Source organism: Nocardia sp. NPDC050378 (assembly GCF_040655675.1).
Taxonomy (GTDB): Bacteria; Actinomycetota; Actinomycetes; order Mycobacteriales; family Mycobacteriaceae; genus Nocardia; species Nocardia coubleae.
The window spans coordinates 91,940-107,174 of the sequence record NZ_JBFAKI010000014.1 but is presented as its reverse complement, the minus strand read 5'-3'; the positions used below and the strand labels follow the sequence as shown (position 1 = coordinate 107,174).

Annotated in this window: 15 protein-coding genes and 1 pseudogene; 3 read left to right on the top strand and 13 right to left on the bottom strand. The window is 65.8% G+C overall.

All coding sequences use genetic code 11. The features are described from left to right. Positions 1 to 28: 28 nt before the first annotated feature. The 7 genes from AB0I35_RS25420 to AB0I35_RS25390 all read right to left on the bottom strand — a co-directional run bounded on the left by AB0I35_RS25420 (position 29) and on the right by AB0I35_RS25390 (position 9,547). Positions 29 to 1,240: a helix-turn-helix domain-containing protein gene (locus AB0I35_RS25420; protein ID WP_357398796.1), complete on the bottom strand. Its 1,212-nt coding sequence runs from the start codon at positions 1,238 to 1,240 to the stop codon at positions 29 to 31. A 12-nt stretch (positions 1,241 to 1,252) separates the two neighbouring features. Then, positions 1,253 to 3,196 carry an acetoacetate--CoA ligase gene (locus AB0I35_RS25415; protein WP_357398795.1) on the bottom strand — a complete coding sequence of 648 codons (1,944 nt, stop codon included), beginning with the start codon at positions 3,194 to 3,196 and terminating at the stop codon, positions 1,253 to 1,255. A 19-nt stretch (positions 3,197 to 3,215) separates the two neighbouring features. Further along, on the bottom strand, positions 3,216 to 4,031 hold the full coding sequence (locus tag AB0I35_RS25410; RefSeq protein ID WP_357398794.1) for a CoA ester lyase: 816 nt from the start codon (positions 4,029 to 4,031) through the stop codon (positions 3,216 to 3,218). Further along, complete coding sequence (locus tag AB0I35_RS25405; protein WP_357398817.1) at positions 4,028 to 4,492, bottom strand: MaoC family dehydratase; 465 nt, start codon at positions 4,490 to 4,492, stop codon at positions 4,028 to 4,030. The genes AB0I35_RS25410 and AB0I35_RS25405 overlap by 4 nt, the downstream gene beginning before the upstream one ends. A gap of 89 nt (positions 4,493 to 4,581) precedes the next feature. Further along, entirely contained in the window at positions 4,582 to 5,742 is a 1,161-nt protein-coding gene (locus AB0I35_RS25400) for an acyl-CoA dehydrogenase family protein (RefSeq protein WP_357398793.1), read from the bottom strand. Further along, on the bottom strand, positions 5,739 to 7,934 hold the full coding sequence (locus AB0I35_RS25395) for a biotin carboxylase N-terminal domain-containing protein (RefSeq protein ID WP_357398792.1): 2,196 nt from the start codon (positions 7,932 to 7,934) through the stop codon (positions 5,739 to 5,741). The genes AB0I35_RS25400 and AB0I35_RS25395 overlap by 4 nt, the downstream gene beginning before the upstream one ends. 5 nt (positions 7,935 to 7,939) lie before the next feature. Further along, a complete protein-coding gene (locus AB0I35_RS25390) occupies positions 7,940 to 9,547 on the bottom strand; it encodes a carboxyl transferase domain-containing protein (RefSeq protein ID WP_357398791.1) in 1,608 nt (535 codons plus the stop codon). Between the two features lie 90 nt (positions 9,548 to 9,637). Here AB0I35_RS25390 and AB0I35_RS25385 point away from each other — a divergent pair. Beyond that, positions 9,638 to 10,219 (top strand): annotated as a pseudogene (locus tag AB0I35_RS25385) (helix-turn-helix domain-containing protein); the annotation flags it as partial. A gap of 153 nt (positions 10,220 to 10,372) precedes the next feature. Here the strand turns inward: AB0I35_RS25385 and AB0I35_RS25380 are convergent. The 3 genes from AB0I35_RS25380 to AB0I35_RS25370 all read right to left on the bottom strand — a co-directional run bounded on the left by AB0I35_RS25380 (position 10,373) and on the right by AB0I35_RS25370 (position 11,475). After that, positions 10,373 to 10,789: a type II toxin-antitoxin system VapC family toxin gene (locus tag AB0I35_RS25380; protein WP_357398790.1), complete on the bottom strand. Its 417-nt coding sequence runs from the start codon at positions 10,787 to 10,789 to the stop codon at positions 10,373 to 10,375. Next, positions 10,786 to 11,028, bottom strand: a complete 243-nt coding sequence (locus tag AB0I35_RS25375) for a type II toxin-antitoxin system Phd/YefM family antitoxin (RefSeq protein ID WP_357398789.1) — start codon at positions 11,026 to 11,028, stop codon at positions 10,786 to 10,788. The genes AB0I35_RS25380 and AB0I35_RS25375 overlap by 4 nt, the downstream gene beginning before the upstream one ends. 72 nt (positions 11,029 to 11,100) lie before the next feature. Next, a complete protein-coding gene (locus AB0I35_RS25370; RefSeq protein ID WP_357398816.1) occupies positions 11,101 to 11,475 on the bottom strand; it encodes an NYN domain-containing protein in 375 nt (124 codons plus the stop codon). 102 nt (positions 11,476 to 11,577) lie between these two features. Here AB0I35_RS25370 and AB0I35_RS25365 point away from each other — a divergent pair, with 102 nt between their 5' ends. Continuing rightward, complete coding sequence (locus AB0I35_RS25365; RefSeq protein WP_357398788.1) at positions 11,578 to 11,787, top strand: type II toxin-antitoxin system VapB family antitoxin; 210 nt, start codon at positions 11,578 to 11,580, stop codon at positions 11,785 to 11,787. After that, positions 11,784 to 12,203 (top strand): PIN domain nuclease, encoded by a 420-nt coding sequence (locus tag AB0I35_RS25360; RefSeq protein WP_357398787.1) that lies wholly within the window; start codon positions 11,784 to 11,786, stop codon positions 12,201 to 12,203. Before AB0I35_RS25365 ends, AB0I35_RS25360 begins: the two co-directional genes overlap by 4 nt. A 35-nt stretch (positions 12,204 to 12,238) precedes the next feature. On the opposite strand, the gene AB0I35_RS25355 is transcribed toward AB0I35_RS25360, so the two are convergent. From AB0I35_RS25355 to AB0I35_RS25345, 3 genes are all read right to left on the bottom strand, one after another. After that, positions 12,239 to 13,132, bottom strand: a complete 894-nt coding sequence (locus AB0I35_RS25355; protein ID WP_357398785.1) for a DUF3558 family protein — start codon at positions 13,130 to 13,132, stop codon at positions 12,239 to 12,241. A 390-nt stretch (positions 13,133 to 13,522) separates the two neighbouring features. Continuing rightward, on the bottom strand, positions 13,523 to 13,996 hold the full coding sequence (locus AB0I35_RS25350) for a hypothetical protein (RefSeq protein WP_357398784.1): 474 nt from the start codon (positions 13,994 to 13,996) through the stop codon (positions 13,523 to 13,525). Next, a complete protein-coding gene (locus tag AB0I35_RS25345) occupies positions 13,997 to 15,223 on the bottom strand; it encodes a hypothetical protein (protein WP_357398782.1) in 1,227 nt (408 codons plus the stop codon). It abuts the gene before it with no gap. Positions 15,224 to 15,235: the final 12 nt, after the last annotated feature.

The following is a 15,235-nucleotide window of genomic DNA, read 5'->3' as shown; positions in this document are numbered from 1 at the left end:
GCCGCGGGCACGGCTTCGGCGGTACTGCTCAGCCGAGCAGTACCCGGCGCATGAGGAAGCCGACTCGGGCGCGACCGGCCAGGGGGGTGTTGCCGAAGGCTTGGCCGAGGTCGATGACCATGGCGAAGGCCGCGTGGACGAGGAAGCGGGCCTCGGCGGGGGTCAGGGCGGGGCGGACCTCGCGGACGAGGCGGGCCCATTCCTGGACGCTGAGGCGCTGGATATTGCGCAGGACGGCGCGTTCTTCGGCGGGGACGTGGCCGAATTCGGCGTAGTAGACCACCGCGAGGGCGCGTTCGTCGAAGGTGTCGGCGACGAACTGGTCGATCAGCACATCGAGGGCGGCGGCACTGTGTGGGGTGCTCGCGACGGCGGGACCGATGGCGCCGGACACCCGGTCGGCGGCGCGGCGGAACGCGGCGGCGAGGATGTCGCTCTTCCCTCGGTAGAAGCGGTAGACCGCCGAGGCGGCGGAAAGCCCTGCGGCAGAGGCGATGTCTTCCACGCTCACGTTCGGGTAGCCACGTTCGTGGAACAGCTCGACCGCTTTGCGCAGCAGCAGTTCGTGTTTGAACGAGGCGGGAATCTGCGCCCGCACCGACTGCTCGGAAACCGTTGCGGCAGGCGGAAGTTCGCACTCGAGCAACGACATGCACGCCGAGCCGAGCAGCTTGTGCACCGCCCGCGCGGGGAGCGCGGCGTGATGGTCGGCGAGGCTGGTGACCACGCCGAACATGGCCGTGGACACCAGCCGTAGCTCCTCGGCGCTCAGCTCCGGACGCAGGACGGCGAGTTCACGGTCGAGCCCGGCGAGGACGGAACCCTGCTGCCGATCGAGAACCGCCCGGTCGGCGGGCTCGAGATAACGCCCCTCCCAGCGCACCAACGTGACGGTAGCCCGGTTCTCGAGGGTGGCGCCGATGAGCCCGGCGATCCTGTGCCGCAACCGTTCCGGCGCCGAGCGGACCTCGGCGGGCACCTCGACGGCGGTGGTGAAAGCCTGGCCGACCCGCAGCAATTCCTCCCGGAACAACGCGTACTTGCTGGGGTAGTGCCGGTACAGCGCGGCCGAGCTGATGCCGAGTGCGGCCGCGATGTCCTCCATGCTCACCCCGTGATACCCGGCGGCCCCGAACGCCGCCGCCGAGGTGGCCGCGATCTGCGCACGCCGATTCTTCGGCCTGCGCCGCACACCATCGATTACCGACCCACGTGCCACACGAGACTCGCCGACATTCATACCCGAAGTGTATTAAACGATGTCGGAGCGCGTGATCCGGGCATACCAGTCGAGCAGCGCCGGGTCGTCGACCGCGCTGCGCTCCACGACGCGAGCCGGATCGGCGCCCTGGAAGAGCTTCTTGATGGGCACCTCGAGCTTCTTGCCGGTGCGGGTGTGTGGAATGCCCGGCGCCTCGCGGATCTCGTCGGGCACGTGCCGGGGCGAGACGTCGCTGCGGATGGCGGCATTGATCCGGGTTTTCAGGTCGTCGGTGAGTTCGGCGCCGGGAGCGAGTACGACGAACAGCGGCATCCAGTAGCCGCCGTCGGGTTGTTCGGCGCCGATCACCAAGGCCTCGGCGATCTCCGGGAACTGCTCGACCACCTGGTAGATGTCGGCGCTGCCCATCCGGATACCGTGCCGGTTGAGGGTGGAGTCGGAGCGTCCGTGCACCACCACGCTGCCGTGCTCGGTGAGCGTGATCCAGTCGCCGTGGCGCCACACACCGGGGTAGGTGTCGAAATAGGCGTCGCGGTAGCGCTTTCCGTCCTCGTCGCGCCAGAAATGGACCGGCATCGACGGCATCGGCTGGGTCACCACGAGCTCACCGACCTCGCCGCGCACCGGTTTGCCCTGTTCGTCGAACGCGTCGAGAGCCACCCCGAGATACGGTGCCGACAGCTCACCCGGCCACACCGGTACGGTCGGCGCGCCACCGGCGAAGGCCGACACCACATCCGTGCCACCGCTGATCGAACTCACCTGCACACGCGGGCCGACGTTCTCGCTCAGCCACCGCGCGCTCGTCTCCGGCAGCGCCGAACCGGTGATGCCGACGGTGCGCAGGGCCGACAGGTCGTGATCGGTGCGCGGCACGGCGCCTGCCTTGATGCAGCCGAGCACATACCCTGGGCTGGTACCGAATACGGTGGCGCCGACCTGGGCGGCGATGCGCCACAACGTATCCGGTCCGCTCGCGGTGGGGCTGCCGTCGTAGGTGACGATGGTCGCGCCTGCCAGCAACCCGGCGACCTGGAAGTTCCACATCATCCAGCTCGGACTGGTGTACCAGAAGAAGACATCATCGGTGCCGATATCGGATTGCAGGGCAACGGCTTTGATGTGCTCGAGCAGCACACCACCGTGGCCGTGGACGATGCCCTTGGGCAGTCCGGTCGTGCCGGAGGAGAACACGATCCACAGCGGATGATCGAAATCGACCGGGGTGGTTTCGATGATGCCGAAGTTCTCGTCGGTCACCGTGTCGGCCCAGGCGAGTGCGTCGGGCACCGAGAGGCCGAGCTGGGGCACGACGACGGTCGCGCGCAGACCGGGCAGCCCTTCTTTCAGCGCGGCGATATCGGCTCGCTTGTCGTGGTCCTTGCCGCCGAAACGGTAGCCGTCGGCGGTGACGAGCACCGTCGGATCGAGTTGCCCGAGCCGGTCGAGCGCGGCCTTGGCGGAGTAGTCCTGTCCACAGGCGCTCCACACCGCGCCGATGCTCGCGGTCGCGAGGAAGGCGACGACCGCCTCCGGGATGTTGGGCAGATAACCCACCACCCGGTCACCCGCCTCGACCCCCTGTTCGCGCAGGGTGCGGGCGAAAACGGTGACCTGCTCGATGAGGTCGGACCACAGGATCTCGCGCGGTTCGGCGTCCTCGTGCAGGGCGATGATCGCGGGCCTGCCGAACTGGGCCATCCGGATGATCTGGTCGACGTAGTTCAACCGGGTGCCCGGGAACCACTGTGCCCCAGGCATTTCCCGGGAACCGAGAACCTCGCCCGCCGTCTCGCCGAGTTCGAAGTAGTCCCACAGCGCCTGCCAGAACCCCTCGAGGTCGTCGACCGACCACTGCCACAGGGACCGGTAGTCCGGATAGGAGACGCCGGTGCGGGCGGTGACGAACGCGGCGAAATCGGTGATCCGGGCAGCCGCGATGTCGTCGTCGGTCGGTACCCATTGTGGTTGCACTGGCGTGGTCCTCCTCGGTTCAGGACAGGTCGGCGCGGCGCACGATCTGCTCGGCATGACGCAATACCGGTGCGTCCACCATGCGCCCTTCGAAGGCGAATACGCCACGGTGGTTCGGAACTTCGGCGAGAACACGTCGCGCCCAGTCGGTTTCGGCCTCCGAAGGCGCGTACCCGGCGCGGATCACCGGAACCTGACTCGGGTGGATGGCAACCTTGCCGTCGAAGCCGACCGCGACCGCGTCGAGCGTTTCCGCCGCCAGGCCGTCCAGATCCTCGATGTTCAGATACACCGAATCCAGCGCGAACCGGCCGAACGCCTTGGCGGCGAGCAGACTGGTGGAGCGCACGTGCCGGGCGATGTCGCGGTAGCTGCCGTCGGCGTGCCTGCTGGCATTGCCGCCGAGCCCGGCGATCAGGTCCTCCGCGCCCCACATCACGCCGATGGCGTTGTCCACCTGCACCGTTTCGGCGACGCGCACCGCGCCCAGCGGAGATTCGACCAGCACGATCACCTCGCACTCGGCGAGATTGCGCACCTGCTCGGCGGACTCGCACTTGGGCAGCATCACCCGCCGGTAGTCGGTCGTGGCGAGCACCGCCAGGTCGTCGATGTGGTCGTCGGTGCCCGCGGCGTTCACACGGATCACGGTGTGTTGCGGGTCGAGCGGGGTGTCGAGCAGTGCCTGCCGGGCCGCGGCCTTGTCGGCGGGGGCCACGCCGTCCTCGAGGTCGAGGATCACCACGTCGGCGGCCGCGGCGGCTTTGGCGAAACGTTCGGGACGGTCGGCGGGGCAGAACAGCCAGGCCGGGCCCGTCGGTTGCCAGCCGCTCATGTGGTTGGCGCCTTACGTACCAGGGTCTGGCGGACCGCTGTCGCCACCACCACACCGTTCTGGTTGCGCGCCGTGTGCGTCAGGCTCACGATGCCCTCGCCGGGTCGGCTCTTGGACTCGCGTTTGCCGGTGACCAGGGTTTCGGCGTACATGGTGTCGCCGTGGAACAGCGGGGCGGGCACGGTCATCTCGGAGAAGCCGAGGTTGGCCACCAGGGTGCCCTGGGTGAGCTGGGCCACCGAGAGCCCGACCAGCGTCGACAGCGTGAACATCGAATTCACCAGCCGCTGGTTGAACGGCGGCTGGGCCTCGGCGAAGGCGGCGTCGAGGTGCAGAGCCTGGGTGTTCATGGTGAGCGTGGTGAACAGGACGTTGTCGGCCTCGGTGATGGTGCGCCCGGGCCGGTGCTCGTAGATCGTGCCGATCTCGAACTCCTCGAACCACAGTCCGCGCTGCACCACGCGCTTCGCTGCGCTCGACGGCGCCTGCTCGCGAGGCCCTGCGTGGTTACGCTCCGCTGCCGCCTCCGGGCCGCCGTGATCAGGCGCGCTCACAGTCCGAGTTCCCTTGCGATCAGCATCAGCTGCACCTCCGTTGTGCCCTCACCGATTTCCAGGATCTTGCTGTCACGGTAGTGCCTGGACACGACATACTCGTTCATGAAGCCGTTGCCGCCGAAGATCTGGGTGGCGTCGCGGGCGTTGTCCATGGCCGCCTCACTGGCCACCATCTTCGCGATCGAGGCCTGCTTCTTGAACGGTTTGCCCGCCAGCATGAGGGCGGCCGCGTCGTAGTAGGCGGTGCGCGCGGTGTGGGCGCGGGCCTCCATGCGGGCGATCTTGAACGCGATGGCCTGGTTGCGGCCGATGGCCTGGCCGAAGGCCTGGCGCTCGCCCGCGTAGCGCACGCTCTCGTCCACACAACCCTGTGCCGCACCCACCGCGAGCGCGGCGATGGCGATGCGGCCCTCGTCGAGGATGCGCAGGAAGTTGGCGTAACCGCGACCGCGCTCGCCGAGCAGGTTCTCGCGCGGCACCCGCACATCGGTGAAGCTCAGCGGGTGGGTGTCGGAGGCATTCCAGCCCACCTTGTTGTAGGCGGGCTCGGCCACGAAACCCGGTGTGCCGGTCGGCACGAGGATCGTGGAGATCTCCTTCTTGCCACCGTTGTTCCCGGTGACCGCCGTGACGGTGACCACGCGGGTGATATCGGTGCCCGAGTTGGTGATGAACTGCTTGCTGCCGTTGATCACCCAGCTCTCGCCGTCTTCGACAGCGGTGGTCCGGGTGCCACCCGCGTCGCTGCCCGCGTCGGGCTCGGTGAGGCCGAAACCGGCCAGGGCGCGACCGCTGGTGAGCTGGGGCAGCCACTCGTTGCGCTGCTTGTCGTCGCCGAAACGGTAGATCGGCATGGCGCCGAGCGAGACGCCCGCCTCCAGGGTGATGGCCACGCTCTGGTCGACCTTGCCGAGTTCCTCCAGCGCCAGACACAGCGCGAAGTAGTCGCCGCCCATGCCGCCGAACTCCTCGGGGAACGGCAGGCCGAACAGGCCCATGTCGGCCATCCCGGCGACGACCTCGTACGGAAAGCTGTGCTCCGCATCGTGTTTCGCGGACACCGGCGCCACGACCTGCCGGGCGAAGTCGCGCACGGTCAGGGCGAGGCGGCGGTATTCCTCCGGCAGAGACCCGGTGGACAGGTAGTCGGTCATGCGGGGGTTCCTTCACGCTCTGTCGCCGTGCCGGGCACGGCGGGTGCTGCGGCCGGGTCGGCTGAATTCGGGGTCGGGTCGCCGGTGCCGGTATCAGTGGTGGTCTTGTCGTCGGCAGCACTGCGGGGCTCGGAGGTCTCGGCGGGATGGGCGACGACGCGCACCAGCACCTGGTCCAGCTTCACCTGTGCGCCCGGCGCGGCCAGCACTTCCACCGTGCCCGCCACCGGGGCGGTGAGCGTGTGCTCCATCTTCATGGCCTCGATCACGATCACCGGATCGCCGACGGCCACCGTCGCGCCGTTCGTGACCGGCGCCGCGATCACCGAACCCGGCATGGGACTGCGGATCTCGGCGTCACCGACGTGCGCGGCCTCCCCGCGCACACTCGCCTCAGCCACTTCGCGCAGCACGAAGACGCGACCGTTGTCGCTCACCCATAGTTGGTCGTCGGCCTCGGCGACTCGTAGCTTGCGGCGCAGGCCGTCGATGGTGAGTATGAGGTCGTCGCCGAGCAGGGCGGCGATCAGTGTGCTTGAACCAGCCTCATCCGACGGTGTCCGGCCGACCTCTGCAGCACCACCGGCCAAACCGGTCCGATCGTTTTCCAGTCGCACCCTCGCGGAATCCGGTGTGCCCGTGATGAACACGTGGCGCACCTGATCGCCCGATGCGAGGCGGATCGCGGTGGGCGCGGGCGAACCCAGTCGCCAGCCCGACGGAATCGACCACAGATCCGCGCTCGGTTCCGGCCAGCGGCGCAGCCAGTGATACGCGGCGGCGGCGATGAAGTCCTCATCGCTGGGCTCGGCGGGGACGAAGTCGGCGACCCGGCGGTCGAGCAGCGCGGTGTCGAGGCGGCCGGCCTGCACGTCGTCGTCGGCGAGCAGGAAACGCAGGAATTCGATATTGCTGGTGACGCCGAGCAGCACCGTCTGTTCCAGTGCCCGGTCGAGCGCGGCGAGGGCATCGGCGCGGGTGTCGCCGCGCGCGATCACCTTCGACAGCATCGGATCGTAGTCACTGCCGACCACGGTGCCGACCGACAGCCCCGAATCCACCCGGATGCCTTCGCCTTCCGGCTCGGTCAGGGCCAGCACGGTGCCACCGGTCGGCAGGAATCCGCGACCCGGGTCCTCGGCGTACACGCGGGCCTCGATCGCGTGCCCGACGAGATGGATCTCGTCTTGGGTGCGGGCCAGCTTCTGCCCGGCGGCCACCCGGACCTGGCATTCCACCAGGTCGATACCGGTGACCATCTCGGTCACCGGGTGCTCCACCTGCAGCCGCGTGTTCATCTCCATGAAGAAGAACTCGTCGGGCCGATCCGCGGACACGATGAACTCCACGGTGCCCGCGCCCACGTAGTCGACGCTGCGCGCGGTATTGCAGGCCGCGGTGCCGATCCGGGCCCTGGTCGCTGCGTCGAGCAGCGGCGACGGCGCTTCCTCGATCACCTTCTGATGCCTGCGCTGCAGGCTGCATTCGCGCTCACCCAGGTGCACCACATTGCCGAAAGTGTCTGCCAGGACCTGTACTTCGATGTGGCGCGGCCGGGTGACGAAGCGTTCCAGGAACAGGGTGTCGTCGCCGAATGCGGCACCGGCTTCGCGGCGGGCGCTCACCAACGCGGCGGGCAGGTCCTCGGGCCGCTCGACCAGTCGCATGCCCTTGCCGCCACCACCGGCCGACGGCTTCACCAGCACCGGGTAGCCGATATCGGTCGCGGCGGCGATCAATTCGTCGTCGGTGAGTCCGGGTTCGGCGATGCCGGGAACCACCGGCACACCAAACGCCGTCACCGTCTTCTTCGCGGTGATCTTGTCGCCCATCACCTCGATGGCCTTGGCGGGCGGTCCGAGGAAGACGATGCCCGCATCGGCCAAAGCTGCCGCGAACGCCGAATTCTCCGACAGGAAGCCATAACCCGGATGCACAGCCTGTGCGCCGGAACGCACCGCGGCATCGACGACCTTCTCGATCGACAGGTAACTCTCGCGCGCGGACGCCGGGCCGAGCCGCACCGCGACATCGGCCTCGCGCACATGGCGTGCGTTCTTGTCGGCGTCGCTGTACACCGCGACGGAACGAATGCCCATGGCGCGCAACGTCTTGATGACGCGCACCGCGATCTCACCGCGATTGGCAACCAGGACGGTGTCGAACGAGACGGGGTGGGAGTTGTTCAGCATGTCGCTCACATCCGGAAGACGCCGTAGGAAACGGGTTCGAGTGGCGCTTGCGCACACACCGAAAGGGCAAGTCCGAGCACTGTTCTGGTGTCGACGGGGTCGATCACGCCGTCGTCCCAGATGCGCGCCGTCGCGTAGTAGGGGTTGCCCTGGGTTTCGTACTGCTCGCGGATCGGGGCCTTGAACGCCTCCTGATCCTCGGCCGACCAGGGCTTGCCCGCGCTGTCGAGCTGGTCGCCGCGCACCGTGGCCAGCACCGAGGCGGCCTGCTCGCCACCCATCACCGAAATGCGCGCGTTCGGCCACATCCACAGGAAGCGCGGCGAATACGCGCGCCCACACATGGAGTAGTTGCCCGCACCGTAGGAACCGCCGATCACCACTGTCAGCTTCGGCACCCGCGCGCACGCCACCGCGGTGACCATCTTCGCGCCGTGCTTGGCGATACCACCGGCCTCGTAGTCACGGCCGACCATGAAGCCGGTGATGTTCTGCAGGAACAGCAGCGGGATCTTGCGCTTGTCGCACAGTTCGATGAAATGCGCGCCCTTCATGGCGGATTCGCTGAACAGCACGCCGTTGTTGGCGACGATACCCACCGGATGACCGTGGATGCGGGCGAAACCGGTGACCAGGGTGTTGCCGTACTCGGCCTTGAATTCCTGGAAACCGCTCTCGCCGTCGATGATCCGGTCGATCACCTCGCGCACGTCATACGGCGTGCGCGGGTCGACGGGGACCACGTCGTAGAGCCCGTCCTCGGGCTTGGCGGGCGGGGTGCTCGGCAGCACCTCCCACGGGGCCTCGGGGCGCGGACCGAGCGTCGAGACGATATTGCGCACGATGCGCAGCGCGTCGCGGTCGTCGTCGGCGAGATGATCGGTGACGCCGGAAGTGCGCGAATGCAGCAGTCCACCGCCCAGTTCCTCGGCGGTGACGACCTCACCGGTCGCGGCCTTCACCAGCGGCGGGCCGCCGAGGAAGATGGTGCCCTGGTCGCGCACGATCACGGCCTCGTCGGCCATCGCGGGCACATAGGCGCCACCGGCGGTGCACGAGCCGAGGACCGCCGCGATCTGCGCGATGCCGCGCGCGCTCATGTTCGCCTGGTTGTAGAAGATGCGGCCGAAGTGGTCGCGGTCGGGGAACACCTCGTCCTGGCGGGGTAGGAACCCGCCGCCGGACTCCACCAGGTACACGCACGGCAGGTTGTTCTGCGCGGCCACCTCCTGGGCGCGCAGGTGCTTCTTCACCGTGATCGGGTAGTAGGTACCGCCCTTGACCGTCGGGTCGTTGGCCAGCACCAGGCACTCCCGGCCCGCGATCCGGCCGATGCCCGCGATCACGCCCGCGCCGGGGCACTCGTCGTCGTACATGCCGTTGCCCGCCAGCGGCGCCAGCTCGAGGAACGGGCTGCCCGGATCGAGTAGTTCGTCGATGCGGTCGCGGGGGAGGAGCTTGCCCCGGGCGACGTGGCGTTCGCGCGACTTCTGCGGGCCGCCGAGCGCGGTCGTGGCCAGCCGTTGCCGCAGGTCCGCCACCAGGGCGAGGTGCGCGTCTCGATTGCTCGTGGCGGCCTCGGTGTCATTGCCGAGGTCGTGTGTCACCGTCATCGGGCCATCCTGCCATCCGGTTAATCGCCAATAACTGAAATTCAGGTTAATGTTGATTAACCAAGTTGTCCAGAGGTGGAAGGAGCGCCGGTGGCCGAACCCGTCCAGGCGACCCGGCGCGAGCAGCTCAAGGCCCAGCGTCGGGAGCAGTTGCTCACGGCAGGCGCCCGGTTGATCGCCGACCGGGGTTTTCTCGGTGTGCGCCTCGACGACCTGGGCGCCGCCGTCGGTATCAGCGGGCCCGCCGTCTACCGGCACTTCGCGAACAAAGAGGCATTGCTGGTCGAACTGCTCGTCGGCATCAGCGAGCATCTGCTCGCCGGCGGCCGCGCCGTGGTCGCCGAATCGTCGACGGCCGCCGAAGCCCTCGTCGGCCTGGTCGACTTCCACCTCGACTTCGCCTTCGGCAACCCCGAACTCATCCGCATCCAGGACCGCGACCTCGACAAGGTCCCCACACCGGAACGCCGAGTCCTGCGCCGCACCCAGCGTCAGTACGTCGAAGTCTGGGTCTCGGTCCTGTGCGAACTGACCCCCGACCTCCCCGAGGAAACCGCCCGCATCCAAGCGCACGCCGCCTTCGGCCTCATCAACTCCACGCCCCACAGCGCATCGGCGGCCAGCGCGGCCAAAGCGCGTCCGGTGCTGCGGCAGATGGCTTTGGCGGCGCTGGGCTCAGCCCCCACACGTCTGGAACAGTTGCGCGCCGACGGCCGAATACAGCCCGCCCGCACTTCTAAACGACCTGCCGCCGAACCTGTTCAAACCAGTGGGACCGTGTCCGACCTGGTCGACGATCAGCGCAGATAATCGGCGACTCGGTCGTCATTGCCACGGATCGACCACCGGTACGCCCGTCGGCGCGAAGTCCTTCACGTTGCGGGTGACCACCGTCATCCCGTGCTCGTCGGCTGTGGCCGCGATCAGAGTGTCGCGCTCAGGGCGGGGATCGGGTACGTGCATGCGTGCGGCACGTCGTGCGACGGGTAGATCGATGGCGAGAATCCGGCCGTCGAACGCGTCGAGCACCGTCTCGTCGAGCCAGGTCCGTAGACGTTTGCCCTGTTCGGAGTCTCGGCGCTCGACCCGCCCGATGCCGATGTCGAGTTCCATGAGCGTGACAACGCTCAGATAGAGCTCCGATGGTCGCCGGGCCGCAACCCAGGCCCGCACCCGCGGATCCGCGGCTCGCGCGGACCTCCTCAACTCGCTCAGTACGTTGGTGTCGAGGAGGTAGGTCACAGCTCCGGGACCTTCAGGTTCACATCGAGCGGAGTCGGTTCGAAATCGATGTCGTCATCGTCCATGCTCAGTCGGCTCACGAGGTCTTGACTGTCGGCGCGCAGCCGCCGGTACTCCGCGATGGACAGCAACACGAACGCCTCTTCGCCGCGGTCGGTAATCACTACGGGGCCTTGCAATGCGGCGCGCTTAGCCGCGCTGACATCCTGGTTGAGTTCGCGAGCGCTCATGGTGGACACGACGGCTCCCCGGGTTGGTAGGTATGTACCTACATTAGCGCGGTTCGGGGATTCCAGCCAGGTCGCGCGCGATCAGGCGATCTGATCCCATAGCCAGCTCGGGCCGACTGATTCGGCGCCGTGGGTTGCTACTCGGGCGCGTAGTTCACGGTCGGAGGTGACGACGGTGATCCGTTCGTATCCGGTGCTCGCGGCGACCACGTCGACGATCTCGTCGTCGCCCGACCCGTCGGCCAGAGCAACTCTCAGGTTCGAGCCGACCGTTTCGTCGGCAGCGCCTTTTGCGGCACCTTCCAGCACCACGGTGACGTCGGCGGCCTCGGCCAGCCCAGCGAGTTCGGCAATCAACCGCCGCGCAGCCCCGGCCCGGTCCTTCCACCACCCATCGGGGCGCGATCCGATGACGTTGGCAGCATCGATGACGACCAACCGCCGTGCATCACTCATCGCTCGCTCCCGTAGATGGTCGTTTGGGTCATCTGCCGCTGCGGCCTGCATTGATATACTATGTATCTAGTCCATATATAGCCACTATCTTGGGAGTCTCGCATGTCCAGGCTACTGATCGAGGTCGACGACGAGGCCCTCGCCGAGGCGCAACAGCTGCTCGGGACCTCGACCAAGAAGGACACCGTCAATGCTGCTCTTGCCGAAGTCGCGCGGCGACTCAAGAGGGTGAAGGCGCTGAACGGTCTGGCGGACATGGCCGAACAGGGCGACTTCGATGTGCTGCTCGACAAGTCCAACTACCGGCGGTGATCAGGTATCTGATAGACACGTCCGCCGCTGTCAGGTTCATCGCGAATCCGGCGGTTCGCCGCGCGTGGCAAGAGACCGTCACGGCGGGAACTGTTGCCGTATGTGATGCGGTAGAACTCGAACTCCTCTACGGGGCAACATCACTCGCGGACCGGCTACGCAAGAAGGAGTTGTTCGGCGATCTGTTCGGCTGGGTCCCCACGCCCGACGGCGTCTGGTCCCGCACACACCAGGTCCAGCAGTTGCTCACCGAACACGGTCAGCACCGCAGCGCGGGTGTCGCGGATCTGGTGATCGCGGCCACCGCGGAAGCGAGCCGTGTCACGATCCTGCACTACGACAACGATTTCGAGACCGTCGCCAAGGTCACCGGGCAACCCACTCAATGGATCGCGGCCCCGGGCAGCATCAGCTAGTCGACACGAACCCGGCGCCTGATCGAGACTTCGACTCATTTCCAGGGCACGCGAGAAAAGATGTCGCGCAAGGTCGTCCGATTCTGGGTGCAGAGGTTGTCGGTGTCGGTCGGTGCCGGGGTGGAAGCATCCGCGGGCAATCGAAGCAGGACGCTCACCGAACGATCGTCGCTGTAGCCCACAAACGCCACGCAGTCTCGCACTCCGAGTTCGGCGGGCTTCCTGCCGAAGGTCACCAGAACCGGACGGCCGAGTTGTTCCGACATCCACTGGGATTCGGCATCCTGACCCTGCGCTCGCGGCTGGTCTTCGATGCCGAGCGACACAGCCACCGGATCGACGCGATCCCGCATCCAGCTGCAGGTGTCGATTTTCCCGACAACGGCCATGTCGGGTTGCAAGCCTTCGTTGCGTGACGGTACCAGGCCGGGTTGGCCCGCGAGCGCGGAAACTTCCTCGGGTGTGGCCAGCGAGCACGGGTCGAGTCCTTCGAAGGCGGCGGGCGGCTGATACCACGCCGAAGGTGCTGGAGCGGTGGAACTTTCGACGACGGTAGTGCTCGGTTCGGCAACGGGAGCCGACTCGCTGTTGTCGGAGCATCCGGCAGCGGCCGCGGCTATTGCAACAGTCAACACCCCCGTCCTTAAACGGATCGGGGTGAAATCCATACGATTGCTCCTTGCCATATGTGCCTGCCGGCGACCAGCCCGCAGGCACTCTTGGCGTGCCGAAGTAGCCAAAGATTTCAGGTGATAGCCTTGGCCACGGCGGGCAGAGTTTTCACGAACAATTCCATATTTCGGGCGCATATGTCGTCGTCGCCTGTAGGTGGATCCTGTGCCAAAGATGAATCCGACGGAATTATGTGTATACCCACCGATTTGTCTGGTTTTGCGATGGCTGATGCGGTACAACTCCGCCCATCCCAAGCCCGCAGAGTTGAATCCATCCCTGTTCGGGCACTCAGTTCGGCAGACCGCGGATTAGTGCTGGAAGTGGGCGGCGGATCGGACCACCAGCTTACGTCGAAGAGACCGATTTTCTCGCCGCCCCACGTGCACGATTCTGCGGTTGTACGGTCGGAGTCCGATTTCTTGGTCGCCTTGGACTGAAGGCTATCGGCCCCGGTGGCTGCTGCGACCTCCTCAGAGCTGACGGTCGCGCAAAGGTCATGATCGGTGCTGGTAACGAGGGGCGCCGCTGGAGTCGAGGTGTGTCCTCCGCCCTCCTCATGGTCCGAACTACCGCCTGACGAACAGGAAATTAGTAGTAGTGGAACGAGCGCTCCGAGCAGACCGCGTTTCAGGATCGACTGGAACTCAGACAAGCCAACTCCTGATCTCGGTGTATTCGTCGTCATCGTCGGACCAGTCACTCGGACCGACAACATCATTTCTGCCTCCCTTGATCGGGCGGCTGAAGCCGGGCTCGGACCCGCTGAAACCATGTTCCTCAAATGTGCCTGGATGGGAATCGGCTTTTGGGAACGTCCATAGGTAGGACGGCGAATTGCGCATTTCCGCGAGTTCGGGTGGGAAGGGGACGGCCCATCTTTCGACGTCCTCCCACTTGTAAGCCCCTGTCGCCACCAGTTGCGCGCAACGCTGAAATTCGGGTGAGGAATCGGATCGGGCTGCCCATGCATCAAGAAAGGCGGCGTCCACGGTTTGTGGGGTGACGATATCGTCGAATGTCAGGTTTTCCAGCTGCTTACTTGCGGTTGCGAGGTCCGCGACTGCCGATAGGGCTACCGACAGGTACGCTGCCACGTCGGGGTCGAGATTCGGATCCATTTAACCGTTCTCCCATGGGTTCGTGCCGGTGCCGGGTGCGTAGCTTCGGCTCTGGTCGCCTTCCTGGCTTCCTTCGCCTGCCTTGACCTGTTGGAGCTCTGTTGCGAGCGCTGCCCCTTTTTGTACGGAAACGACGCTGGTTGTAAAGGGCTTGACCATTTCGTCCATCTCTTTGTAGACGCCTGGCTCCTTGTTCTTTCCCAACAGCTTGTCGATGAAATTCATGACGGCAGTGATCAAGCTTCGGATCTTGTCGACAACGGGTGCAATGGCTTCCCATGTCTTCAGGCATATGTTGCCGAGTGAGGCAACTTGAGCGGCCGTGCCTACCACGGGTATTTTCTTTAACGCGACCTTGAGCAGGCTTTTTCCGTCGGAGATATCAACCTCGGCTTCGAGCATCTCCTTGAGTTTGACGGCTATCCGCATGCATGCTGCGGTTACTTCCTCCAGTGTGATGGTCAGGATATGGTCGATCGACCGCCCAACGGGTCCCCACCATGCCACGGACCGGCTCAAATCCTGGGCGTACGTTTCGAACGCAATGGCAGCCTTGCCGTCCCAGCTCGAGCTGACCCGGTTCATGCCGGAAGTGATGTTCTTCGAGCTGTCTTCCATTGCGTTGCCGAAGGTCCGATAGGCGGCGCCGAGCCGCCGTATTTCACTCCAGTTGCCATCGATAGGGGAAAATAGTTGTCCGAGTGGGCTCCACTTTTCGTCCGTGGTGTAGCGCACGCCTTCGTTCAGGTCGCCGAGCCAGCCGGAGTGGTCCTCAATGGTCTTCACCAGCATTTCTTGGGTAGTGTCCGGAGCGACCAGCGAGATTGTATGAGGTGCGTTGAATGTTTCCGCGCCCGCATACGCTTCGGTGATTCCTGATGATGCTTGGTCGGGTGAGCCGCCGGTACCATTTATGGTGTGGGTATGACTATTGAGAGCATTGTAATTCTGGACATCGGTATCATGGTACATCCAGGCGGCACGATTAAGATTAGTCGAAGTGCTGCCTACCGCCGTGGAGTAGTTCTTGGCGGCGTTGCTGGCGTAAGTAGCAAATTCCCGCATAGAGGGCATGAGGGAATTCAAAATTTCGCCGAGTCCCGAAGTGCTCGGGCTCAAATGTTGGCTGCCGTATCCGTGGCATTCGGAGAGATCGCCTGAAATCTCGCGATAGAGATTCGATGCCCCAGCAATCTTGGCCGGGTTGGCCTCAAAAACTTCAGTCATTCGATTGAAAGT